The 23079-nt window shown below is 69.1% G+C and carries 18 protein-coding genes and 2 pseudogenes; 6 read left to right on the top strand and 14 right to left on the bottom strand.

The window, feature by feature from the left end:
- Positions 1-1733: 1733 nt before the first annotated feature.
- From CSC76_RS15845 to CSC76_RS15800, 10 genes and pseudogenes are all read right to left on the bottom strand, one after another.
- Positions 1734-5204 carry a hybrid sensor histidine kinase/response regulator gene (locus CSC76_RS15845; protein WP_162110940.1) on the bottom strand — a complete coding sequence of 1157 codons (3471 nt, stop codon included), beginning with the start codon at positions 5202-5204 and terminating at the stop codon, positions 1734-1736.
- 63 nt (positions 5205-5267) lie between these two features.
- Positions 5268-6667, bottom strand: a pseudogene (locus tag CSC76_RS15840) (FAD/NAD(P)-binding protein).
- Between the two features lie 43 nt (positions 6668-6710).
- Positions 6711-8120 (bottom strand): cardiolipin synthase, encoded by a 1410-nt coding sequence (gene cls, locus CSC76_RS15835; protein ID WP_162110939.1) that lies wholly within the window; start codon positions 8118-8120, stop codon positions 6711-6713.
- A gap of 309 nt (positions 8121-8429) precedes the next feature.
- A complete protein-coding gene (gene rpmG, locus CSC76_RS15830) occupies positions 8430-8594 on the bottom strand; it encodes a 50S ribosomal protein L33 (protein WP_027070918.1) in 165 nt (54 codons plus the stop codon).
- A gap of 13 nt (positions 8595-8607) precedes the next feature.
- Positions 8608-8844: a 50S ribosomal protein L28 gene (gene rpmB, locus CSC76_RS15825; RefSeq protein ID WP_055939185.1), complete on the bottom strand. Its 237-nt coding sequence runs from the start codon at positions 8842-8844 to the stop codon at positions 8608-8610.
- Positions 8845-9168: 324 nt separating this feature from the next.
- Entirely contained in the window at positions 9169-10941 is a 1773-nt protein-coding gene (locus tag CSC76_RS15820; RefSeq protein WP_162110938.1) for a DUF885 domain-containing protein, read from the bottom strand.
- 214 nt (positions 10942-11155) lie between these two features.
- Entirely contained in the window at positions 11156-12052 is an 897-nt protein-coding gene (locus tag CSC76_RS15815; RefSeq protein ID WP_162110937.1) for a ParB/RepB/Spo0J family partition protein, read from the bottom strand.
- Positions 12052-12849, bottom strand: coding sequence for a ParA family protein (locus tag CSC76_RS15810; RefSeq protein WP_162110936.1), 798 nt, complete (start codon positions 12847-12849; stop codon positions 12052-12054). The genes CSC76_RS15815 and CSC76_RS15810 overlap by 1 nt, the downstream gene beginning before the upstream one ends.
- Before the next feature lie 187 nt (positions 12850-13036).
- On the bottom strand, positions 13037-13693 hold the full coding sequence (rsmG, locus tag CSC76_RS15805) for a 16S rRNA (guanine(527)-N(7))-methyltransferase RsmG (protein WP_162110935.1): 657 nt from the start codon (positions 13691-13693) through the stop codon (positions 13037-13039).
- Positions 13694-13700: 7 nt separating this feature from the next.
- Positions 13701-14270, bottom strand: a complete 570-nt coding sequence (locus CSC76_RS15800) for a 4'-phosphopantetheinyl transferase family protein (RefSeq protein WP_162110942.1) — start codon at positions 14268-14270, stop codon at positions 13701-13703.
- Positions 14271-14485: 215 nt separating this feature from the next.
- On the opposite strand from CSC76_RS15800, the gene CSC76_RS15795 reads away from it, so the two are divergent.
- On the top strand, positions 14486-14755 hold the full coding sequence (locus CSC76_RS15795; RefSeq protein ID WP_162110934.1) for a GlsB/YeaQ/YmgE family stress response membrane protein: 270 nt from the start codon (positions 14486-14488) through the stop codon (positions 14753-14755).
- A 113-nt stretch (positions 14756-14868) separates the two neighbouring features.
- Here CSC76_RS15795 and xth read toward each other — a convergent pair whose 3' ends face one another.
- The 3 genes from xth to CSC76_RS15780 all read right to left on the bottom strand — a co-directional run bounded on the left by xth (position 14869) and on the right by CSC76_RS15780 (position 18941).
- On the bottom strand, positions 14869-15639 hold the full coding sequence (gene xth, locus CSC76_RS15790) for an exodeoxyribonuclease III (RefSeq protein WP_162110933.1): 771 nt from the start codon (positions 15637-15639) through the stop codon (positions 14869-14871).
- Positions 15640-15666: 27 nt separating this feature from the next.
- Positions 15667-17226, bottom strand: a complete 1560-nt coding sequence (locus CSC76_RS15785) for an MFS transporter (protein ID WP_162110932.1) — start codon at positions 17224-17226, stop codon at positions 15667-15669.
- Between the two features lie 179 nt (positions 17227-17405).
- Complete coding sequence (locus tag CSC76_RS15780) at positions 17406-18941, bottom strand: coniferyl aldehyde dehydrogenase (protein ID WP_162110931.1); 1536 nt, start codon at positions 18939-18941, stop codon at positions 17406-17408.
- Between the two features lie 49 nt (positions 18942-18990).
- Here CSC76_RS15780 and CSC76_RS15775 point away from each other — a divergent pair, with 49 nt between their 5' ends.
- A complete protein-coding gene (locus CSC76_RS15775) occupies positions 18991-19551 on the top strand; it encodes a gamma carbonic anhydrase family protein (protein ID WP_379605656.1) in 561 nt (186 codons plus the stop codon).
- Positions 19552-19588: 37 nt separating this feature from the next.
- The gene (locus tag CSC76_RS15770; protein WP_162110930.1) at positions 19589-19966 is read left to right on the top strand and encodes a VOC family protein; all 378 of its coding nucleotides are present in this window, start codon (positions 19589-19591) and stop codon (positions 19964-19966) included.
- 13 nt (positions 19967-19979) lie between these two features.
- Here the strand turns inward: CSC76_RS15770 and CSC76_RS15765 are convergent, their stop codons facing one another.
- Positions 19980-20246: a YkgJ family cysteine cluster protein gene (locus CSC76_RS15765; RefSeq protein ID WP_162110929.1), complete on the bottom strand. Its 267-nt coding sequence runs from the start codon at positions 20244-20246 to the stop codon at positions 19980-19982.
- A gap of 162 nt (positions 20247-20408) precedes the next feature.
- Between CSC76_RS15765 and CSC76_RS15760 the strand changes: the two genes are divergently transcribed.
- The 3 genes and pseudogenes from CSC76_RS15760 to CSC76_RS15750 form a co-directional block, all read left to right on the top strand.
- Complete coding sequence (locus CSC76_RS15760) at positions 20409-21089, top strand: RDD family protein (protein WP_162110928.1); 681 nt, start codon at positions 20409-20411, stop codon at positions 21087-21089.
- The gene (locus tag CSC76_RS15755; RefSeq protein ID WP_162110927.1) at positions 21086-22084 is read left to right on the top strand and encodes a stage II sporulation protein M; all 999 of its coding nucleotides are present in this window, start codon (positions 21086-21088) and stop codon (positions 22082-22084) included. Before CSC76_RS15760 ends, CSC76_RS15755 begins: the two co-directional genes overlap by 4 nt.
- Positions 22074-23079 (top strand): annotated as a pseudogene (locus tag CSC76_RS15750) (DUF4129 domain-containing protein); the annotation flags it as partial. The gene CSC76_RS15755 and the pseudogene CSC76_RS15750, both read left to right, overlap by 11 nt.

Here is a 23079-nt window from a genome sequence, read left to right as displayed (position 1 = left end):
ACCGGCGCGGCTTTGTCCGGGTCGTACTTAGAAAGAATCTTTCTATATCTATCCAGATGGGAGCCAAGTAGATCTTTGGCGAGTTCCTCTGCGACTAGCTTGGAAGCATCCATTGGGGCCTAACACCTGAGTTAAGCCGACCCGCGAAGCGGGTTCGGCTTGAACGAACTGTTATGCGCGCCAAGGTAAACCCGAAGCCGGCAGCCCGCAACGGGGCGGGAAGAGTGGGCGGCACGGACAAAGCATCCGAAGGCACGGAGCAGGTCGAGGCCAGCAGAAGCCGAAGCCGACAGCGCCGCCAATCCGTAAGCCATGAAGTCCTCCTGTGCCGAGCGGCGCGAACGCGATGTATCCGAAGCCGAGTGAAGCGAAGTGCGGAAATGCCAGCGGTCCGGATGAGTCAACGCACGACCAACGCCGAAGCCCGCGATGCAACCGAGGTCAGTGCGTCACCGAAGCCGACAACATCAATACGCCAACCCACGCATAACACCTGAGTTAAGCCGACCCGCGAAGCGGGTTCGGCTTGAACGAACTGTTATGCGCGCCAAGGTAAACCCGAAGCCAGCGGCCCGCAACGGGCACGGTAAAGCAGGGGGCACGGATAAGGCATCCGTCAGCACGGCACGGGTCCAGGCCAGCAAGGACCGAAGCTGACAGCGCCGCCAATCCGTAAGCCATGAAGCCAACCGTTGCCGAGCGGCGCGAACGTGATGCGTCCGAAGCCGAGTGAAGCGAAGCCGGGAAACGTCAGTGAATCCGACGTGTCAGCGACCGATCAACGCCGAAGCCAGCGTCGTAGCGGAGTTTGCAACACCACCGAAGCCGACAACACCAATACGCCTACCCACGCATAACGCCTGAGTTAAGCCGACCCGCGAAGCGGGTTCGGCTTGAACGAACTGTTATGCGCGCCAAGGTAAACCCGAAGCAAGCGGCCCGCAACGGTCACGCAATACCCGGGAACACGGAGAAACGGTCCGTCAGCACGGAGGAGGTCGAGGCCGGCAAAGGCCGAAGCCGCGAGCGCCGCAAATCCGTAAGCCATGAAGCCATCCTTTGCCGAGCGGCGCGAACGCGATGCGTCCCAAGCCGATTGAAGCGAAGTCGGGGAGCGCGAGCGAATCGGACAGATCAGCGGGCGATCAACGCCGAAGTCTGCGATGCGGTAGGAGTCGCAGAACCACCGAAGCCGACAACACCAACACATCTACCCACGCATAACACCAGAATTAAGCCGACCCGCGAAGCGGGTTCGGCTTGAATGATTTGTTAGGCCCGGATACCGCTGGCGCCTGGCGAGGATTTTGCAACTACAGACCGCGTTGACTCAAGGAAGTCGTGGATAGCAGCCGGATCGGTGGTTTGACCAGGAGCAGTAAGGCCTGCATAGCAAAACAGAAAGTCCGATACCGAGGTGTCGCCACGTGCGAGATAAGCGCTGACGAAGTGCTCCATGACTCGGTATGCGTCTTGGACCGAGATCACTTGTCGTAACGAGTTGTCCAGCTCGGAGAGATCTTTCATACGGGGCCTAACACCTAGTAGACCCCAAAAAGGGGTGATAGCGCCGAGTATTCAGCCGTTCGCAGAGGTGCGTCAATATTGTTTCCTTTGTAAATCAATGAACTGAATCGCCGCTTGCTTGACTGGTCGGACTTCTTGGAAGGTTTTATCAGCGTAAAGCGACCTGTTATTGGTTTATCACCCCCATGTCGGGGTGGTATCCGGCTTCAGTCTAGGGCAGGGAGTTGGAGGGGGACGTGGTGGGCGGCGAGGAAGGCGCGTAGCGAGGCGGGCTTCACGGGTTTGGTGAGCAGGCGGTAGCCGCGCTCGCGGGCTTCGCGCTTCAGTTCGTCGCGGCCGTCGGCGGTGAGCAGGGCGCCGGCGATGGGGCCGGGGCTGGCGGCGCGCAGCGCATCCAGCGTGGCCAGGCCGTCCAGGCGGTCGTGCAGGTGGGAGTCCACCAGCATCACCGACGGGCCTTCGGCGATCTTCTGCAAGGCCTCGTCCACGGTGGTGGCGGGGATAACCTCCACCTGCCAGCGGCCGAGCAGCGCCTGCATGCCGTCGATGATTTCGCGGTCGTTGTCCACGCACAGCACACGCAAGCCGGCCAGGGAGTCGCTGGCCAAGGTGCCGCGTCGCGTCGAGGCGCGGCGTTCGCTCAGCTGGCTGCCGCGCGGGACCACGATGGAGAACATGCTGCCGTGATCCACCGTGCTGCGCGCATCCAGCTCGTGCTGCAGCAACCGGGAGATGCGCTGGCAGATCGACAGCCCCAGGCCCAGGCCGCGCTCGCCCCAGTCGAACGGCTGCTGGTAGCGGTGGAACTCGTCGTAGATCTGCCGCATGTGGTTTTCGGGAATGCCGGGCCCGGTGTCCCAGACCTGCAGCGCGACGTGGTCGCCGCGTACCCGCATGCCGATCACGATGCGGCCTTCGCGCGTGTAACGCAGCGCGTTGGCCAGGAAGTTCTGCAGTACCCGGCGCAGCAGGCGGCGGTCGCTGCGTACCGGTACCGTGCGTGCGTGTACGCGCAGTTGCAGGCCACGGCCCGCGGCGACGGGCGCGTACTGCGCGGCCAGTTCGCGCAGCAGTTCACCGACATCGAAGTCGCTGATCTGGGTGTGCAGGCCGCCGGCGTCCAGGCGCGATACATCCAGCAGGCCGTCGAGCAGTTCCTCGGCCGCGCGCAGCGAGGCGTCCACGCGTTCGCTCAGGTGCTTGCGTTCCTGTGCCTGCGCATCGTCGCCCTGCTCGCTGTCGCGCAGTGCGCTGACGAACAGGCGCGCCGCGTTCAGCGGCTGCAGCACGTCGTGGCTGATCGCGGCCAGAAAACGCGTGCGCGACTGTTGTGCGTGCTCCGCGGCCTCACTGCGCTCGGCCACGCGCTGTTCCAGCGTTTCGTTGGTCTCCAGCAGCAGGGCTTCGGCGCGCTTGAAGTCGGTGATGTCGTTGTAGCTGGTGACGTAGCCGCCGCCGGGCAGCGGCTGGCCGCGCATCTCGATCACCTGCCCGTCCGCGCGCACGCGCTCGAAGATATGCGGAGAGCCCGCGCGCATGTAGCGGATGCGCTTGTCGATCTGCGCATCCACGTCGCCCTCGCCCAGTTCGCCGCGCTCGGCGTTGTAGCGGATCAGGTCCGCGACCGGGCGTCCCACGTACAGCATGCCGTCGGGGTAGCCGAACATCTGCTGGTAGCGCCGGTTCCAGGCCACCAGCCGCATGTCCGGGTCCACCACGCTGACGCCGGCGCTGATGTTCTCCAGCGTGGTGGACAAGATCTCGCGGTTGAAGCGCAGCTCCTGCCCCGCCTGGTCCAGCACGGCGACCACTTCGCCCAGTTCCATGCCCGAGCCGCGCAGCACGCTGGTCAGCACGATGCGCGCGGAGGCGGCGCCGATGGCGGCGGCCAGCAGGCGCTCGGTGAACTGCACCCAGGCGCGGTCGGCGGGCGCGTTGGGCTGCAGCTCGCGTTCCAGCAGCTGCGCCTGCTCGGCGAAGGCGCGGCGCGCATGCCGTTCGCCGACCACGCGTTCGGCCAGGGTACGCAGGTCGCCCACGCGCACGCTGCCGGGCCATTCGCCGGCCACCAGCGCGGGCCGCTGCGCATACGGGTCGAGGAAGGGCGCGGCGCGCAGACGCTCGTCCACGCCGGGACGCGAGCGCGCGGAGACGATCATCATCGTGCCGGTGTTGATCAGCAGCGACCAGAACGTGCCGTGGGTCAGCGTGTCCCAGCCGCTCAGGCCGAACAGCTGCTGCGGGCGCAGCCAGTGGATGCCGAAGGGACCGTCGTGCAGCCACGCCATGCCGAACCAGCCGGCCTGCGTCATCGTCGGCAGCAGCAGGGTGTAGATCCACGTCGCGAAGCCCAGCACCATGCCGGCCTCCACCCCACGCCGGCTGGCACCGCGCCAGTACAGTCCACCGATCAGGCCCGGCGCAAACTGCGCCACCGCCGCGAATGCCATCAATCCGTACGAGGCCAGCGTGCTGTCGTTGCTGCTGCTGCGGTAGTAGGAATACGCAGTCAGGGCGAGCAACAGGATCGCCACGCGGCGGATCCACAGCACGCGCGAGGCCACATCGGCCTCGGCGTGGTGCTCGGCCCAGCCGCGTCGCAGCAGCACCGGCATGATCAGGTCGTTACTGACCATCGTCGCCAGCGCGATGCTGGCCACGATCACCATGCCGGTCGCCGCCGAGAAGCCGCCCACGTAGGCGATGATCGCCAATGCGGTGCGCCCCTCGGCCAGCGGCAGCGCCAGCACGTAGCTGTCGTCGGCCACGCTGGTGCCGCCGAACAGCGACGCGCCTGCGGCCGCCACCGGGACCACCATCAGCGAAAACAGTACCAGGTAGCCGCCGAACAGCCAGCGTGCCTTGCGGATGTCGCCCACGTCGCTGCATTCCACCACCGCCACGTGGAACTGGCGCGGCAGGCAGACGATGGCCAGGAAGCCCAGCAGAGTCTGTGCGATGAAGCCTACCGGCGGCGCATTCTCGAACAGCGTGCGTGCGGAGTTGGTGACGCGGAAGGCGTTGTCGCCCAGCCACAGGTAGGCGAACACGCCCACCGCGATCATCGCCACCAGTTTGACCACCGATTCCAGCGAGATCGCCAGCATCATGCCGTGGTGGTGCTCGGTGGCGTCCACCTGGCGGGTGCCGAACAGCGCGGCGAACAGCGCCATCAGCAGTGCCACGTACAGCGCAGGGTCGGTGAAGAAGCCATGGGCGCTATCGCCGCCGTCGCCGCTGAGCACGCTCAGGCTCATCGCCACGGCCTTGTACTGCAGGGCCAGGTAGGGCACCACGCCGATTAGGGCGATGACGGTGACCAGCGCGGCCAGCCGACGCGAGCGGCCGTAGCGCGAGGAAATGAAGTCGGCGATGGAAACGGTGTTCTCGCTGCGCGCGATCAGCGCCAGCCGCTCGATGATGCGCCAGCCGAACAGCAGCAGCAGCAGCGGTCCCAGGTAGATCGGCAGGTAGCCCAGGCCGTTGCGCACCGCGCTGCCGACCGCGCCGTAGAATGTCCACGACGAGCAGTACACCGCCAGCGCAAGGCTGTAGACCACCGGGCGCAGCCACGGGCGGTCGGGGTACATCGGGCGGCGGTCGCCCCACCACGCCACGCCGAACAGCAGTGCGGCATAGCCGATGGACACCAACAGCAGGATCCAGCTGGAAACCAACGCCCTCTCCCGGCGCTCAACCCGCCGCCGAGTGTACTGTGCGGCCGGTCCGGCGGCGTGCGGTCAGGCGGCGGGCGGGGCCAGCAGGCCGCGCACGGCGGTGTCGGCCTGGCCGCGCAGTTCCGGGATAGCGATGCTTTCCCAGATGCAGCCGATACGCAGGCTGCCGAGGATGAACACGCGGGGCTGCGGCTGTCCGTGCGCATCGACCATGCGGCCGTCGCGCGCCGCCTTCAGGCCGATGCCGTGCGGCCCGGTCTGGGCGTGGCCCTTGCGCAGCAGGTCGTGCAGCAGCGGATTGCGCATCGTCTGCGCACGCATTTCCACGCCCGTGGCGTTGACTACGTAATCGACATCAAACTCATCGATGCGCCCGTCGCGCGCATGGGTGCTGACGCGCAGGCGCGGGCCTTCGGCCATCACCGTGTCCAGGCGGCCGCGATGCAGGCGCAGCTGGCCGCGTGCGACGAGCGACTGCAGGCGGGCGTGGACCTCGGGCGCGATGCGGTGGCGATGCACGTCCCACTGGCGTACCCCGTGGCGCAGGAAGCGCCGCTGCTCGGGCAGCGGCAGCGACTGCCACAGTGCCTGCACGTGGGGGCGGATGCGCTCCATCACCGACTGCCACGGCAGGCCGTCGGCCATGGCCTCTTTCGCCGCGGTACGCAGGAAGCGCAGGCGTGCGCGCAGGTCCATCGCCTGCAGCGGGGCGGGGTCGAAGGTGGCGGCCCGGCCATGGCAATGCGGCAGCGGAAGCAACGCGTGCCGCGACAGTCATGGATCGTGCCCGCATGGCCGTTTTCGGCCAGGCTGAGCACCGTATCGACCATGCTTAGGCCCGAGCCGACGATGCACAGGTCGGCATCGCGCGGGATCGCCTTGACGGCGTCGAAGTCCCACGCCGCCAGCGAGCGTCCTTCCGGCAGCTGCGGCGCGCCGCGTGCGGGCAGCGGCTTGGGCGTGTTGCCGACCGCGAGCACGACGCCCGCGGCCTGCAGCTCGCCATGCCGGGCAAGGCGCAGCGTCGCGCCGTCGGTCCGCGGCTCGAGTTCGGCGACGCGGTCGTGGACGACCTGCAGCTGCGCCGGACGCGCGGCGATGGCCTCGGCCAGGCGTACGCGCAGGTACTCGCCGTAGCGACGGCGTTCGATGAAGGCGTGCGCCAGCGACGCGCGCTCCGGACCGCCCGGCGGCGTGGTGGCGCCCACGTAGTCCAGGAAGTCCTCGGGACGGTCGTCGAACGCGCTCATACGGACCGCCGGCACGTTGAGCAGGTGCTCGCCATGCGTCGTCGCATAGGCCACGCCCTGCGCCAGCACGCTGCGTGGCTCGATCATCACGATGCGCAGCGGCGCCGTGGCCTGGCGCAACGCCTGCATCGCCACCAGCACGCCCCCGGCGCCGCCGCCGATGATCGCCAGGTCGCAGGGCGGCAGCGGGGCGGTCGGGGTGTCTTCGCTCATGCGCGCATTGTAGCGAATGCGCCGGATCGGCCCGGTAGCCGGGCTACATCAGCGAATCGGCGAGCCGTGCGATGCCTTCGCGGCTGCGTTGCCACCCGGGGCGCCGTCGCCAGGCTTCGGCCTGCACGACATCGGCATGCGCCAGGTAGTCGGCTTCGATCGCGCGGATGCGCGCCACCAGGCCGGCGTCGTAGCAGACCAGTCCGATCTCCGCATTCAGCGCGAACGAACGGATGTCCAGGTTGATCGAGCCGACTAGGGCGATGCCGTCGTCCACCGTCAGGTGCTTGGCATGCAGGAAGTGCGGCCGGTACAGCGCGATCTTCACCCCGCAGGCCAGCAGCTCGGCGTAGTACGACTGCTGCGCCCACGCGGTGAGCGTCTGGTTGTTGGTGGCCGACAGCACCAGCTGCACGTCCACGCCCGACAGCGCCGCGATCCGCAGTGCGCTGAGCGTGGCGTCGTCGGGCACGAAGTAGGGCGTGGTCAGCACCACCTTGTGGCGCGCCAGGTGGATCAGCGCGTTGACGGTGTCGCGCGCGTTCTCGAAGGGGTAGGCGGGTCCGCTGGGCAGCAGCTGCGTGGCCACATCCTGCGGCTGCACGGACAGGTCGGGACGTACGTCCAGCCGTTCCCCGGTCTCGATGTACCAGTCGCTGGCGAACACGCCTTCCAGGTGCGAGACCACCGGCCCCTGCACGCGCGCGACGAGCTCGCGATTCGGATGGCCCGCCACGAACGTGGCCTCCGCCAGGTTCTGCGACCCCACGTAGCCGATGCGGTTGTCGATCACTGCGACCTTGCGGTGGTTGCGCAGGTCCATCCGGCCGCTGCGCCGCCAGCGCAGGCCGCCCGGCAGCATGTCGTGCACCATCACGCCGGCTGCGCGCAGGCGGGCGCGGTATGCGCGCAGCCCGCGCTTGGCGCCCACGGCATCCAGCAGCACGCGGCAGGTCACGCCGCGCGCGGCGGCCGCGCAGAGCGCGGACGTGACGGCTTCGCCCACCGGGTCGTCGAACATCAGGTAGTACAGCAGGTGCACCTGCCGGGTGGCCGCGCCGATGTCGTCCAGCAGCGCACGCAGCGACGCGTCGTAGTCATCCAGCAGCGTCACCGCATTGCCATGCGTGGGCATGAAGGCGCCCTGGCGTTCGATCAGCGGGGCCATCTCGGCCGCGGCACCGTCGCGCGGGGTCCAGCGCAGGGCACTGAGCGGGCGCTGTTCCTCGCGGATCACATCGGAGGCGCGCGCCTGCCGCGCGACACGCTCACGCGAAAGCCAGGGATGCCCCAGCAACAGGTACAGCGGCAGGCCGAGCAGCGGCACGAAGCCCACCAGCAGCAGCCAGCTGCGCGCCGCGGCCGGCGTGGTCCGGCTGGGGATCCACCACAGCGCCGCCAGCCGGATCAGCCAGTCGACTATCAGCAGCGCGGTGCCGAGGGACCAGTCCATGCGGTGCGGGTGTCCGGGGAAGGGGATGCCCTGATTCTGCGCAGGCGGACGGGCAAATGAAAACCCGCCACCGAATCCTTCTCCCTGCTTGCGGGGAGAAGGCGCCCGGAGAGCCCGTCCCGTACTCGATACGGGGGGCGGATGAGGGGCAGCTTCTGAGTTCACCAGTTCCGGAAAACAGGAAACCCCGCCGGAGCGGGGTTTCCTGAGAGGCACTGGATCCCGGCTTGACCAGCCTTTCGGCTGTTGAAAGCCGCCGGGATGACGCAACGGCACAGGCATTCGCGCGTACGCGAATGCGCCGTTGCGTCACTTGATCTTGCCTTCCTTGTAGATCACGTGCTTGCGCACGACCGGGTCGTACTTCTTGATTTCCATCTTGCCCGGGGTGTTCTTCTTGTTCTTGTCCGTCGTGTAGAAGTGGCCGGTGTTGGCCGAGGAGATCAGACGGATCTTGTCGCGCTTGGATGCCATGTTCGATTACTCCTCAGATCTTCTCGCCGCGCGCGCGCAGCTCGGCCAGAACGGAGTCGATGCCGTTCTTGTCGATGGTGCGCAGCGCGTGCGCGGACACTTTCAGCTTGACCCAGCGGTTTTCGCTGGCGACCCAGAAGCGGCGCTCGTGCAGGTTGGGCAGGAAACGACGACGGGTCTTGTTGTTGGCGTGGCTGACGTTGTTACCCGTCATCACACGCTTGCCGGTCACTTGGCATACGCGGGACATACGCACCTCGATAAGTAATTGTGTCGCCCATAGCCTGGGGGACGGCGGCCCGATGGACGGCCTGCAGGGCAGGTCGGACACCACGCGATACGGCAGGAAAACCGCTGCTGACCCAAGCCGGAATCGCGCTTCCGGCCGCAGATCCGGCCAGGCCGGACACAGCGAGCCGCGCATTATGCCGGGGTTTCCCTTGTGTCGCAAGCACTTAGGGCGGGCGGCACGGTGGGCCGAAGCCCGCCTGCCCAGCGTAGGTCGGGCCTCGGCCCGACATCGGCGCGTCTCGGCGGCTGGAAGGCGAGGTGGGCCGGGGCCCACCCTATCGGATCACGGTGCGGCCGCGGCCGCCTTGGCCGGGCCGGCCTTGCTGGCGGCGATGAAGGCGCGGATCTGGCTTTCCAGCACCGGCAGGGTCACCGAGCCCTGCTTCAGCACGGCGTCGTGGAAGGCCTTGATGTCGAACTTCGGACCCAGTTCGCGCTCGGCCTCGGCCCGCAGGCGGACGATGGCGATCTCGCCCAGCTTGTAGCTCAGCGCCTGCCCAGGCCAGGAGATGTAGCGGTCGACCTCGGTGGTCACCTCGTGCTCGGACAGGGCAGTGTGGTCGCGCAGGTAGGCCAGGGCCTGGTCGCGGCTCCAGCCCTTGTGGTGCACGCCTGTGTCGATCACCAGGCGCGCGGCGCGCCACATCTCGTAGGTCAGGCGGCCGAAATCCTCGTAGGGCGTCTCGTAGATGCCCATCTCCTTGCCCAGCTTCTCGGTGTACAGCGCCCAGCCTTCGCCATAGGCGGAGATGTAGTTGTCGCGGCGGAAGGCGGGCTGTTCGCCCTGTTCCTGCGCCAGCGCGGCCTGCAGCGAGTGGCCGGGCGAGGATTCGTGCAGCGTCAGCGCCGGCAGGTTGTACAGCGGGCGCGAGGGCAGGTCGTAGGTGTTCAGCCAGTACGTGCCCAGTCCGCCCCGGCCGGCCGTCCAGAACGGCGCGATGGCGGCCGGCACCTCGACGATGGTGAAGCGCCCGCGCGGCAGCGTGCCGATGAACTTGCCGACCTCGCCGTCCACGCGCTTGGAGATCCACGCCGCGCGGTCGAGCAGTTGCTGCGGCGTCTTGGCGTAGAACTGCGGATCGGTGCGAAGGAAGGTCAGGAACTCGGCGAACGTTCCCTTGAAGCCGGACTGCTCGATCACTTCCTGCATCTCGGCCCGGATGCGCGCGACTTCTTCCAGGCCGATCTGGTGGATCTGCTCGGCGCTGAGGTCCAGCGTGGTGTATTCGCGGATCTGCTGGGCGTAGAAGTCCTTGCCGCCCGGCATCGCTTCGGCCGCCAGCGTGGTGCGGGCCTTCGGCACGTATTCGGTGCGGAAGAACGCCAGCAGCGTGCCGAACGCGGGAACCACCCGCTCGCTGATCGCCACGCGCGCCTCCTTCCGCAGCGCTTCCTGCTCCGCCGCGGGAATGCGGGCGGGCATCTTCCTGTACGGTGCATAGAAGGCGGACTGCTCCGGATCCTTCAGCTCCGCCACCGCGGCGATCGACACGTCGCGGCCGTCCAGCACCGCGCGCGGCACGGTGAAGCCGCGTGCCAGGCCGGCGCGCATGTTGGTGATGTGCTGGTCGAAGTGGCGGGGCACGTCGCGCAGGCGTGCCGCATAGGCGCGGTAGTCGTCGGCCGTCTTCATCTGCCGGCGCGCCATGAAGGACAGGTTCGACCAGAACGAGGAATCGGAATTGAACGGCATCTCGTAGGCGCGCAGGCGCACTTCCGCCGCCAGGTTTTCCACCTGCGGACGGTAGATGGCCAGGTTGATGCGGTTCTCGGCCGAGAGTCGGGCCGGGTCGATCCCGTCCAGGTCCTTCAGCACCTGCTCCCAGACCTTCAGCCGCGCCTGCTGCGCCGCGGCGCCCACGTCGGGCAGGCGGGTGTTGTCGCCGCTGGTGTCGGTGTCCTCATCGGCCTGGCCGGTCTGCTCCTGCCGCCAGGTCCATTCCTTCTCGTAGATCGCCTGGAAGCGCTTGTCGGCGTCGGAGGGCGCGAAGGCGAGCGCGTGCAACGGAGCGCAGGCGAGCAGGAGGGCGGCGATGCGGAGGTTCAAGGCAGGCATCCGGTGGAAGCGGAAACCGGATGGTAATGCAGGCACAGGGGCCGCGCTTTCTGTAGGAGCGACGTCAGTCGCGACCGTGGGGCCTGGCGATCCGGACGACCTGATCGATCGCGGCGATGCAGGAGGACATGCCGCGCTCTTGCCGCAAGGTCCGGGGATGCGGGAACGGAAGACGTGCGCTCGCGACTGACGTCGCTCCTACAGGGATCCGGCCTCAGCCCTTCGGGCGCAGGCGCTCCAGCACGCCGTCCAGCGTGTCCAGGTCGGTGTACTGGATGATCAGCTTGCCCTTGCCGCCGCGGCCGTGGGCGATGGTCACGCGGGTGCCCAGGCTTTCGGACAGCTCGGTTTCCAGCGAAGCGATGTCCGGCTGCGGCGCGGCCTTGGCCGGTTTGGCCTTCTTGCCGTTGACCGGCACCTTGCCGGCGGCGAACTGCTGCGCGCGGTGTTCGACCTCGCGCACCGACCAGCCCTGTTCGGCGGCGTCGGAGGCCAGCTTGCTGGCCAGGTCCGGCGACAGCGTCAGCAGGGCGCGGGCGTGGCCCATTTCCAGACGGCGGGCTTCCAGCAGGGCGCGGATGGCCGGCGGCAGTTCCAGCAGGCGCAGCAGGTTGGACACCGCGGCGCGCGAACGGCCGACGGCCTCGGCGGCTTCGGCATGGGTCAGCGAGAATTCGTTGATCAGGCGCTGCAGCGACTGCGCCTCTTCCAGCGGATTGAGGTCCTCGCGCTGGATGTTCTCGATCAGCGCCATCGCGATGACGGTGCGGTCGTCCAGTTCGCGCACGACCACCGGCACTTCGGCCAGGCCGGCTTCCTGCGAGGCGCGCCAGCGGCGCTCGCCGGCGACGATCTCGAACTTGCCCGGCGACAGCTCGCGCACGACGATCGGCTGGATCACGCCCTGCGCCTTGATCGATTCCGCCAGCTCGGTGAGCTTGGAGGCATCCATCTGCATGCGCGGCTGGTACTTGCCCGGCTGCAGCTGCTGCACCCGCAGGGTGCGCAGCGCTTCGCCCGGCTGGGCTTCCGGCGGGGGCGTCTCGGCGGCCTTCGGGCCGAGCAGGGCTTCCAGTCCGCGACCCAGGCCGCGCTTCTTCGGGGCGCTCATCACGCGTGCTCCATGTGCTGCTGTTGCTTCTTGCGGTCGGCGGCACGGCGCAGGATCTCGCCGGCCAGGCCCATGTAGGCCACGCCGCCGCGCGAGGCGCGGTCGTAGCCGACGATGCTCTGGCCGTGGCTGGGCGCTTCGGCCACGCGCACGTTGCGCGGCACGATGGTGCGGAACACCTTGTCGCCGAAATGGGTGGTCAGTTCGCCGGAGACGGCATTGGCCAGGTTGTTGCGGATGTCGAACATCGTGCGCAGCACGCCTTCGATCTCCAGGCCCGGGTTCAGGCGCGCGCGCAGCGCCTCGATGGTTTCCATCAGCGCGGACAGGCCTTCCAGGGCGTAGTACTCGCACTGCATCGGCACCAGCACCGAATCGGCGGCGGTCAGCGCATTGAGCGTCAGCAGCGACAGCGCCGGCGGGCAGTCGATGATGATGAAGTCGTAGTCCCCGCGCAGGCTTTCCAGCGCGGTCTTCAGGCGCTGCTCGCGGCCGTCGGATTCCATCAGCTGGATCTCCGCCGCGGTCAGGTCGATGTTGCCCGGCATCAGGTCGAAGCCCTCGGCGGTGGTCACCACCGCGGCCCTGGCCTCCACTTCGCCCAGCAGCACGTCGCAGGTCGAGGCCTCGACCTCGCGCTTGTCCACACCGCTGCCCATCGTCGCATTGCCCTGCGCATCCAGGTCCACCAGCAGCACGCGTTGCGGCGCACGCGCCAGCGCAGCCGCCAGGTTCACCGCGGTGGTGGTCTTGCCGACTCCGCCTTTCTGGTTGGCAATGGCAATGATGCGGGCCATGCGAGGGCGCCTTATCGGTTACGGGGTGGATGGGGGATTATGCGGGCTCTGGAGCGGGCGTGCGAAATCGTCCCAACGGACAACAGGGGGCATATCCGGTCATCCGCGCACGCGCCTGTGCGGCGGGGCGCGGTCACGGTCAGTCATATCAAGGAGTTACACCGCACGCACCGACGGGGTGCGCGGTTCAGTCGCGGCGGATGACGACCATGTGGCGCTCGCCGACCAGGCCGGGCACGGTCAGCGGTTCGACGGTGGCCACCGACCAGCCGGCGGGCAGGGCGGCGATCTCCTCGTCAGGTCGCACGCCCTTCATCGCCAGCAGCGTGCCGCCGGGTTTCAGCAGGTGGCCGCCGACCTCGATGATCCCGGCCAGCACGTCCAGCGCGCGCGCGGTCAGCGCGTCGTAGGCCTGTGGTTCGTCCAGCGCCTCGGCACGCGCCTCGGCCACGCGGGCGTTGTCCAGCGTGAGCGTGCGTACCGCTTCGCGCAGGAAGCGCGCTTTCTTGCCGTTGCTCTCGACCAGGGTGACGCGCAGGCCGGGCTTGGCGATGGCCAGCGGAATGCCGGGCAGCCCCGGGCCGGTGCCGAGGTCGGCCAGCGCGCCGCCGCGCGCGGCGAGGTCGTCGGCGAACGGATGCATCGCCAGCGAGTCCAGCAGGTGGCGGGTGACCATCTCGCGCGGATCGCGGATCGCGGTGAGGTTGTAGGTCTTGTTCCAGCGGTCGAGCAGGGCCAGGTAGGCCAGCAGGCGCGGCGCCAGCGCGTCGGCGTCCACGCCGAGCGCAAGCAGTCCGCGATGCAGGGTCTCGCGCAGATCGGCGGGAAAGGCGGTGTCGTTCATCGCCGCATTATCGCAGGCCTTCGCGCCGCCCCCGCGGGTGCCAGGCCAGCGCGGCGCGGTAGCCCGGCCGGGGCGCCCATTCGTGCAGGTACCAGTCGTCGGGGCGTCCCAGGCCGGGATCGCACGTGGCCAGGCGCGGGGTCGCTTCGTCCAGGGCGACATGGAAGCGATGCAGGCCGAACGAAATGCCCTGGCCGTGGGCCTTCAGCACCGCCTCCTTGATGCACCAGAGGCGGACGAAGGCCAGCAGGCGGGCATCGTCGTCGTCGAAGCCGCGCAACCAGGCGGTCTCCTCGGGATGGTAGAAGCGCTCCGCCAGATCCATCGCACGTGGGCGCGGACGCAGGCGTTCGATATCGACGCCCAGTTCGATGTCTTCGCCCAGCGCCAGCAGCAGCGCCTCGCCGCTGTGGCTCCAGCCCGTTTCCAGATGGTGCAGCGGTGCGATGAAGTGCGGCCGCCCCTGCGCGTCGCGGGTGATGGGCAGCGTTTCAGGTGCGAAGCCCAGCGTATGCGCCAGTGATTCGCGTGCCTGCGGTTCGCCGCGCTGCCGCGGGGCATGCGGCAGCAGCCACATCGCAATGCCGTCGTGGCGCCAGTCGGCGGGTGCGTCGCGCCAGGTCACGCGCGCGCGCGCCTCATCGCACTGCCGGGGCGGTGCGCAGCCGGCCTTTTTGCACTGCGGCACAGGCGCGCGACGTGCGGTCCGCGTACTAACAAGCGTTTCACAGGCCGCGTCGCCTAATGGTTGCATCCCCCGCGGGATGCAGTCCTTCAACCATGGAGCGTCTTATGGGCATCATTATCTGGTTAGTGGTGGGTGGCGTCATCGGCTGGCTCGCCAGCATCATCATGAAGCGCGATGCACAGCAGGGCATCATTCTCAACATCGTCGTGGGTATCGTGGGTGCCTTCCTGGGCGGCTGGCTGATCGCGCCGCTGCTCGGTGCCGGCACCGTCAACAGCGGTGACTTCAGTGTAATGGGGCTGCTCGCCTCGTTGATCGGCGCGGTGATCCTGCTGCTGATCGTCAACCTGTTCACCCGCGGGCGCGCGAGGTAACGGTTCCGCTGCGGCCGCGTGCGCGTTCGAGACGCACCCAAGGCCCGTGGCAATGCAAAGGCCCGGCGAAAGCCGGGCCTTTGCTCGTTCGGCGCCAGCGCAGCAGGCGTGGTTCAACCACCCAGTCGTACCCATGCGGGCGCATGGTCGCTGGGGCGCTCCCAGGTGCGCGGCTCGCGGTCGATGCCCGATTCCACCGCGTGTCCGCGCAACGCATCGGACACCAGCGTCAGGTCGATGCGCAGGCCCAGGTTGCGGCGCAGGCCGCCCATCCGGTAGTCCCACCAGCTGTAGACATTGGCTTCGTCGCTGTGCAGGCGGAAGGCATCGTGCAGGCCCAGCGCGTACAGCCGTTGCAGCGCCGCGCGCTCGGCGGTGGAGGTGAGGATATGGTCGTCGTTCCACACCTTGGGGTCGAACACGTCGCGGTCGTCCGGCGCGATGTTGAAGTCGCCCATCACCACCAGCTTCGGATGCGTCTGCAGCTCGGCGGCCAGCCAGTCGTGCACCGCGTCCAGCCAGCGCAGCTTGTAGGCGTACTTGTCGGTGCCCACGTCCTGGCCGTTGACCACGTACAGGTTGACGACGCGCACCTCGCCCACCGTCGCGGCGATGACCCGCTTCTGTTCGTCCTCGAAACCCGGGATGCCCACCTGCACGTCGCCGATGGCCTCGCGTGCCAGCAGCGCCACGCCGTTGTAGGTCTTCTGTCCGGCGAACACGCTGCGGTAGCCCAGTTCCGCCAGTGCGGTGTCGGGGAAGCGGTGGTCCTCCAGCTTGGTTTCCTGCAGGCCCACGATGTCCGGCGCGAACGTGCCCAGCCACTGGGTGAGGTGCGGCAGGCGCACGTTGAGCGAATTGACGTTCCAGCTGGCGATTTTCATGGCGGCGATTCTAAGCCAGCGGGACGGTCAGGCGCCCGCGGCGTCTTCGGCCACGACGGCGACGTGCGCCTCACCTTCGCCATCGCGCATCAGGCGCGCGGCCATCCAGGCGGCCAGCAGCATCATCGCCATGCCGAACCCGGCGATCGCGCGCATGGCGCCGGTGAAAGCGGTCCGTGCGGTGTCGACGACAGCCATGCCGGCCGCCCCGCCGAGTTCGCCCCCCACGGCCACCGCGCCGCCCAGCGTGGACAACGCGCGGGTCGTGTCGGCGTCGGCGAGTGAGGTGGGCAGGGCGGGATCCAGCCACAGCCGGTACGCCAGCATGCCCAGGCTGCCCAGCACGGCGATGCCGAGTGCGCCGCTGAGTTCGGCGCTGGTCTCGGCCAGCGCGGAGGCCGCCCCGGCACGTTCCGCCGGTGCGGTGGTGATGATCAGCTCGTTGCCCACCGTGAACACCGGCGCCATGCCCAGGCTCATCGCCAGCATGCCCGCGATCAGGATCCACAACCCGTACGGCGGCACCACCAGGGCCGTGATGCCGAAGCCGACTGCCGCGAGCAGCAGGCCGCGCACCATCACCCGGCGCGCGCCCCAGTGCCGCGCCAGTCGCGGCGCCAGCAGCGATCCGACGGTGAAGCACAGCGACCACGGCACGGTCGCGATGCCGGCCTGCAGCGGCGTCAGGCCCAGTACCAGCTGCAGGTACTGGGTCATGAAGATGTACACGCCCATCATCGACAGGCCCGCCAGCGCATAGGCGACGATGGCTGCCGAGAACGCCGGCCGCCGGAACAGGGTCACGTCCAGGAACGGATAGGCCAGATGCTTCTGCCGGCGCACGAACAGCACACCCAGCGCGAGGCCGACCAGCAGCACGGCGATGCCGCGCGCATCGGTGCCGTACTCCGCGATGCGTTTCAGCCCGTAGACCACCGCCAGCACCGAGAACAGCGACTGCACCATGCTGAGCGGATCGAGCGCGCCGGCGTCCGGATCGCGGTATTCGGGCAGCAGCTTCGGCCCCAGCAGCAACAGCAGCACCATCACCGGCACCGCGGCGAGGAACGCCGCGCCCCACCACCACCATTGCAGCAGCAGGCCGCCGACCAGCGGGCCGATCGCGCCGCCGACCGAGAACGCTGCGATCCACACGCCGATGGCGAACTGGCGTTCGTGCTCGTCATGGAACATGTTGCGGATCAGCGACATCGTCGACGGCGCCAGCGTGGCGCCGGCTACGCCCAGCAGGGCGCGCATCGCGATCAGCATTTCCGCGCTGCGCGAGAAGGCGGCGATCACCGAGGCGGCCGCGAATGCCGCCGCCCCGATCAGCAGCAGCCTGCGCCGGCCGATCCGGTCGCCCAGTGTGCCCATGGTGATCAGGAAACCGGCCACCAGGAAGCCGTACACGTCGACGATCCACAGCAGCTGGCTGGCGCTGGGGTCCAGTTCGGCGCTGATCGCCGGCAGCGCCAGGTTCAGCACGGTCAGGTCCATCGCATAGACCATGCAGGGCAGGGCGATGATGGCCAGCCCGATCCATTCGCGGCGGGTGGCTTTGGCGGGCGGGTTCACGTTCGACATGGCGGTCCGTCAGGGGGGCGTCTTCCCGTCCGACGAACGGGAAAGGCGATTCTCGACGAGGCTGCGGACAGATGTTGTCCTTGGATCGCGGGATGGCGGTACGGGTCCGCCCTCATGCCCTCCCGCGGAGAGGGGGGGGGACGGTCGTGCGGACCCGCCTTCGGGGATGCCGCCGTGCCTCAGCGGATGATGAAGTCGATGAACCGCGCGACCTTGGAGTACGGCGGCTTCAGCAGGTCGCTGCCCGCGCGCCGCGGCTGCCACCGCACCGGCAGCGCCTTGCTCATCGCGTCGAAGCCGGCTCGCCCGTGGTAGGCGCCCATGCCGCTGGGCCCGATGCCGCCGAACGGCAGCGCATTGATGCCGAAGTGCAGCACCGTGTCGTTGACGGTCACCCCGCCGGCCAGCGTGCTGTGCAGGATCCTCTCCACCCGCTTGCGGTCGTGGCTGAAGGGATACAGCGCCAGCGGACGGTCGTGCGCATTGATGTAGGCGATGGCCTCGTCCAGCGATGCGACGGTGCGGATCGGCAGGATGGGGCCGAAGATCTCGTCCTGCATCACCTTCGCTTCGTCGCCCGGCTCCAGCACCAGGGCCGGTGCGAACAGGCGCTGCGCGCGGTCGTGGTGGGCGGCGAGCGGGACCACCTCGTGTCCGCGCTGGCGGGCATCCTCCAGATAGCCGTCGAGCCGCGCGAACTGGCCGTCGTTGATGATGCGGGTGTAGTCGCCGGCATCGGACAGGTCGCCGTAGCGCGCGGCCACCTGCTCGCGCAGGGCCTGCACCAGCGCGTCGCGCCGGCTGCGGCCCACCAGCAGCACATAGTCGGGGGCGATGCAGGTCTGTCCGCCGTTGAACCACTTGCCCGTGGCCAGACGCGCCGCGGCCTGTTCCACCGGATAGTCGTCGCAGACGATGGCCGGCGACTTGCCGCCCAGTTCAAGGGTCAGCGGTGTCAGGTTCGGCGCGGCCGCGGCCATCACCTTGCGGCCCACCGCGGTCGAGCCGGTGAACACCAGATGGTCGAAGGGCAGTGCGGCGAACGCGCCCGCCACCTCGGCGCCACCGGCGGCCACGGCGACCCGTTCCAGCGGAAACACTTCGGCCAACAGCGAACGCAGGAACGCGGTCGTGCGCGGCGTGTGCTCGGAGGGCTTCAGGTAGACGTGGTTGCCGGCGGCGATGGCGGTGGCCAGCGGGATCAGCGCCAGGTTGACCGGATAGTTCCATGGCGAGATCACGCCGACCACGCCGACCGGCGCCTGCCGCACTTCCGCGCGCGCCGGCCAGAAGCGCCAGCCCACGCCCACGCGGCGCGGCTTCATCCAGCGGCGCAGGTGCGAGGCCAGGTGGTCGATCTCGTTGAGCACCGTCATGCCGTCGGCGATCAGCGACTCGTGCCGCGAGCGGTGGCCGAAGTCGGCCGCGACCGTGTCGGCCATCTCCGGCAGTCGCCGCTTCAATGCATCGCGCAGGCGGTGCAGGTCGTCGCGGCGCTGGTCGTAGTCCGGCTTGCGTGCCTGCCAGGCCCGGCGCAGCCGGTCCAGGGTGGGCGCGAGATCGGACACGGGCGTGTCGCGCAGCGGGCCGCCGGCTGCGGAGGCGGGGGAGCCGGGGTCGGCCGGCGCCGTCGTGGAGGCGGCCGAGATCGCCGCGTTGGCGGCGGTGATGGCGGCGTTCGCGGCGGTCGTGGTGGCGTGCGGGAAGGTCGTCATGGCCCGAGTGTATGCCTTCCCTTGCGAGCGGGCGCACTACAATCCGCGCATGACCGACACTCTGACCGCCCTGCGCCCCTATCTTGGCCGCTTTCCCGTCCTGGGCCCGCGGGTCTACGTCGATCCGGCGGCCACCGTGATCGGCGATGTCGAGCTGGCCGAGGACGTCTCCATCTGGCCGGGCACCATCCTGCGCGGCGACGTCAACGTCATCCGCGTGGGTGCGCGCACCAACGTGCAGGACGGGACCATCGTCCACGTCAGCCATCACAGCCCGTACAACAAGGCAGGCTATCCCACGCTGATCGGCGCGGACGTCACCATCGGCCACGGCACCATCATCCATGCCTGCACCATCGAGGACCTGTGCCTGATCGGCATGGGCGCCTGCATCCTCGACGGCGCGACGGTCAAGAAGTACGGTTTCCTCGGCGCGGGTGCGGTGCTGGGCCCGGGCAAGGTCGTCGGCGAGGCCGAGCTGTGGCTGGGCAATCCCGCCCGCTTCGCGCGTGCCCTGACCGAGAAGGAAATCGAGAGCCTGCATTATTCGGCCGGCCACTACGTCAAGCTGAAGGACCGTTACCTGCAGCCAACATCGCCCGCGGCATGATGGGCGTGGCGCGCTCCGCGCCGCCTGGGAGACCCGCATGGCCTGGAAACCGGACGGCTACACCTCGGTGGCCCCGTACCTGGTGGTCGACGGCGCGCAGCGCACGATCGATTTCCTCACCGTCGTATTCGATGCCCAGCCGCTGCGCATGCACCCGATGGGCGAGCGGCTGGGCCATGCCGAAGTCCGCATCGACGACACGGTGCTGATGCTGGCCGACGGCATGGACGGCTGGCCGCCCGTCGCCAGCCATGTGCACCTGTACGTGCCGGATGTCGACGCCACGTGGTCGCGCGCGCTGGCGGCCGGCGCCACGCCGGTGCAGGCGCCGCAGGAAAAGGGCGACGGCGATCGCCGCGGCGGCTTCCGCGATGCCGGCGGCACCACGTGGTGGATCTCCACGCCGGTGGGATGACGGAATCGCGAGGTCAGGGGGCGGTCGCGCGGTCAAGCGCGGCCAGCAGCGCCATCGCCTCCTGCCGGCTGGCCCCGCACATGTCGGGGCCGGGCTTCAGCGTGGCGCAGAACGCCGGTCGTTCCGGCCGTCCGAACAACCGGCAGCGCAGCGCCTCATCCAGTTGCACGCACGGCCCGCCTGCCGGCTTGCCGTACGGCATGCCGGGGATGGGCGAGGTGATCGAGGGGGCGGTGCAGCAGGCCCCGCAGCCGGTGCGGCAATGAAAGACGGTGTCCACGATGACGCGCAGTCTAGTGCGGCTGGGCAAGTCTGGCGCGGCCGGCTAAAGTCGCCGGGCACGGGGACGGCGCATGGACAGCGGAACACACCACTTCAACCACATCGGATGCAGCGCGGCCACCCTGCCCATGCAGGCGGGACGTCGCCGGGTGCTCGCCTGATGCTGGACACCTACCGCGAAGTCGTCACGCCCGAAGGCGTGGGTTTGCACCTGCCCGCCGCCGGCCCGGTGCCGCGCGCGCTGGCGTGGGGCATCGACCTGGCCATCCGGATCGGTGTGCTGATGCTGATGGGCATGGTGCTGGCGATGCTGGGCAAGGTGGGCGAAGGCCTGTACCTGATCGGCCTGTTCCTGGTGTTCTGGGCCTACCCCATCGTGCTGGAGTCGGTCTGGCGCGGGCAGACGCCGGGCAAGAAGGCGCTCGGCCTGCGGGTGGTGTCGGCCGATGGCGCTCCGGTGGGTTGGCTGGCCGCGATCACGCGCAACCTGCTGCGCACGGTGGACATGCTGCCGTTCGGTTATGCCGCCGGCCTGGTCGCCTGCCTGGCCGATCCGCACGCGCGCCGGCTGGGCGACATGGTGGCGGGCACGCTGGTGGTGCATGCCGGAGGCGAGCGCGAACACGCGCCGGCGCCGGTCAATACCGTGTTCGTGCCGCCGGCTCGGCTGTCGCCGGAAGAACAGGGCGCCATCGTCGCCTTCGGCGAACGCGCGCCGCGGCTCACGCCTGCCCGGCAGGAGGAACTGGCCAACCTGGCCGAGCCGGTCACCGGCGCGCGCGGACAGGTGGGCGTGCAGCGCCTGTACGGCATGGCCAACTGGCTGTTGGGACGGCGATGAGGCAGGAGCAGTTCGTCGCCCGCCACCAGGCCGAATGGGTGGCCTTCGAATCCTGGCTGCAGGCGCGCGGTGGCAGCGCACGCCGCGCGCGCCATGAGCGCAACAACGGCGTGCTGACCGACGAGGACGTGCCCGCACGCTACCGGCGCATCTGCCAGCACCTGGCGCTGGCGCGCCGGCGCGGCTACAGCCCGGTGGTGGTGGACCGGCTGCAGGCGCTGATGCAGCAGGGCCATGGCGTGCTGTACCGCACGCCGCCGCCGCGCTGGCAGCACGCGGTGCGTTTCCTGCTGGCGGATTTCCCTCGGCTGGTGCGCAGCGAGGCCGGCTGCATGACGGTGGCCGCGGTGGTGTTCGTGGGGCCGCTGGTGCTGATGTTCGTGCTGCTGCAGGTCCGGCCGGAGCTGGTGTACAGCCTGGCCTCGCCCGAGCAGGTGGCCATGTACGAGCGCATGTACGACCCCAGCGATGCGCGCCATGCGTTGGGGCGCGAGAGCGGCAGCGACTGGCAGATGTTCGGCGTGTACATCTGGAACAACATCAGCATCGGCCTGCGCACCTTCGCCGGCGGCCTGCTGGCGGGCGTGGGTGCGCTGTTCGTGCTGGTGGTCAACGGCGTGGGCATCGGCACGGTGTTCGGCCACCTGCAGCAGATCGGCTATGGCGATCCGCTATGGCGGTTCGTGTGCGGGCATGCGCCGTTCGAACTGACCGCCATCGTGCTGGCCGGTGGCGCCGGCCTGCGACTGGGGCTGGGGCTGATCGCGCCCGGGCGACGGCGGCGCGTGGATGCGCTGGCCAGTGCCGGCGCCAAAGGCGCACGGCTGTGCCTCGGCGTGGCCTTCATGCTGCTGGTGGCGGCCTTCATCGAGGCGTTCTGGTCGTCGACGCAGTCCATTCCCGCGGCGGTGAAGTACAGCGTGTCGGGCGTGCTGTGGACGCTGGTGGCGGTGTGGCTGGGTTTCGGCGGACGCGGGGTGGCCGATGCGGATTGAGCAGCTGACCGTCCGGCTGCGCGCGCGTTCGGACTGGGAGGCCGTGGAGCTGGGCATGGCGCTGGTGCGCCGGCATGCAGGCGCCATCTGGAAGCCCTGGTGGTGGCTGACACTGCCGGTGTTCGCGCTGCTGAATCTCGGTGCGTGGTGGATCGACCAGTTCTGGCTGGCGGCCGCGCTCATGTGGTGGCTAAAGCCGGCCTTCGACCGCATCCCGCTGTACGTCATCTCGCGCGCGGTGTTCGGCAGCGTGCCGGGCACGCGCGAGACGCTGCGCGCGCAGGCATCGTGGGGCGTGCGCCCGTGGCCGCATCTGCTGACGTGGCGGCGACTGTCGCCGGTGCGCTCGCTGTACCTGCCGATCGACCTGCTGGAGGGGGTGCAGGGCGAACGCCTGCGCCAGCGTCGCCGGATACTGGCCGGGCAGGCCTACGGCACGGCGATCCTGCTGACGCTGGTGTGCCTGCACTTCGAAACCGCGCTGCTGCTGGGCGGCGTGGCGGCGGTGGTGATGTACCTGCCGCAGGACCTGCTGCCGGACAGCATGCAGGCGGCGTTCGGGATGCTGGCGACGGAATGGCCGGCATGGCTGAAGCTGGGGTGGAATGCGCTGGCGTGGGCGGCGATCAGCGTGGTGGAGCCGTTCTACGTGGGTGCGGGTTTCGGCCTGTACCTCAACCGGCGCACGCAGATCGAGGCCTGGGATCTGGAGATCGTGTTCCGCACCCTGCGTGCGCGCCTGTCGGCTGCTGCGCCGCTGTTGCTGGCCGTGATGCTGTGGACCGGCACGGACGGCGCGCTGGCGCAGGAGCGGCATGGCGAGCGTCCCACGCCACCATCCGCCGCACCGGCGCCGCCGCGCGATGCGCCCACACCGCCGACCCTGCCGATCGTGTTCGGCGACCAGCGCGTCGATGACCGTGCGTTCCGCAAGGCGGCCGACCAGGCGTACCGCGATCCGCTGCTCGACCGTCGGCACACCCAGACCTCGTGGG

This window comes from Pseudoxanthomonas mexicana, from assembly GCF_010093385.1.
In the GTDB taxonomy this organism is placed as follows: Bacteria; Pseudomonadota; Gammaproteobacteria; order Xanthomonadales; family Xanthomonadaceae; genus Pseudoxanthomonas_A; species Pseudoxanthomonas_A mexicana.
The sequence above is the reverse complement of the archived record's forward strand: the minus strand, read 5'-3'. Positions and strand labels throughout refer to the sequence as shown.

Excerpts from the sequence above, each read along its gene's own strand:
- cls (WP_162110939.1), bottom strand. The coding sequence starts at position 8,120 with ATGGACTGGTCCCTCGGCACCGCGCTGCTGATAGTCGACTGGCTGATC.
- rpmG (WP_027070918.1), bottom strand. The coding sequence starts at position 8,594 with ATGGCATCCAAGCGCGACAAGATCCGTCTGATCTCCTCGGCCAACACC.
- rpmB (WP_055939185.1), bottom strand. The coding sequence starts at position 8,844 with ATGTCCCGCGTATGCCAAGTGACCGGCAAGCGTGTGATGACGGGTAAC.
- CSC76_RS15820 (WP_162110938.1), bottom strand. The coding sequence starts at position 10,941 with ATGCCTGCCTTGAACCTCCGCATCGCCGCCCTCCTGCTCGCCTGCGCT.
- CSC76_RS15815 (WP_162110937.1), bottom strand. The coding sequence starts at position 12,052 with ATGAGCGCCCCGAAGAAGCGCGGCCTGGGTCGCGGACTGGAAGCCCTG.
- CSC76_RS15810 (WP_162110936.1), bottom strand. The coding sequence starts at position 12,849 with ATGGCCCGCATCATTGCCATTGCCAACCAGAAAGGCGGAGTCGGCAAG.
- rsmG (WP_162110935.1), bottom strand. The coding sequence starts at position 13,693 with ATGAACGACACCGCCTTTCCCGCCGATCTGCGCGAGACCCTGCATCGC.
- CSC76_RS15800 (WP_162110942.1), bottom strand. The coding sequence starts at position 14,270 with ATGTGGCTGCTGCCGCATGCCCCGCGGCAGCGCGGCGAACCGCAGGCA.
- CSC76_RS15795 (WP_162110934.1), top strand. The coding sequence starts at position 14,486 with ATGGGCATCATTATCTGGTTAGTGGTGGGTGGCGTCATCGGCTGGCTC.
- xth (WP_162110933.1), bottom strand. The coding sequence starts at position 15,639 with ATGAAAATCGCCAGCTGGAACGTCAATTCGCTCAACGTGCGCCTGCCG.
- CSC76_RS15785 (WP_162110932.1), bottom strand. The coding sequence starts at position 17,226 with ATGTCGAACGTGAACCCGCCCGCCAAAGCCACCCGCCGCGAATGGATC.
- CSC76_RS15780 (WP_162110931.1), bottom strand. The coding sequence starts at position 18,941 with ATGACGACCTTCCCGCACGCCACCACGACCGCCGCGAACGCCGCCATC.
- CSC76_RS15775 (WP_379605656.1), top strand. The coding sequence starts at position 18,991 with ATGACCGACACTCTGACCGCCCTGCGCCCCTATCTTGGCCGCTTTCCC.
- CSC76_RS15770 (WP_162110930.1), top strand. The coding sequence starts at position 19,589 with ATGGCCTGGAAACCGGACGGCTACACCTCGGTGGCCCCGTACCTGGTG.
- CSC76_RS15760 (WP_162110928.1), top strand. The coding sequence starts at position 20,409 with ATGCTGGACACCTACCGCGAAGTCGTCACGCCCGAAGGCGTGGGTTTG.
- CSC76_RS15755 (WP_162110927.1), top strand. The coding sequence starts at position 21,086 with ATGAGGCAGGAGCAGTTCGTCGCCCGCCACCAGGCCGAATGGGTGGCC.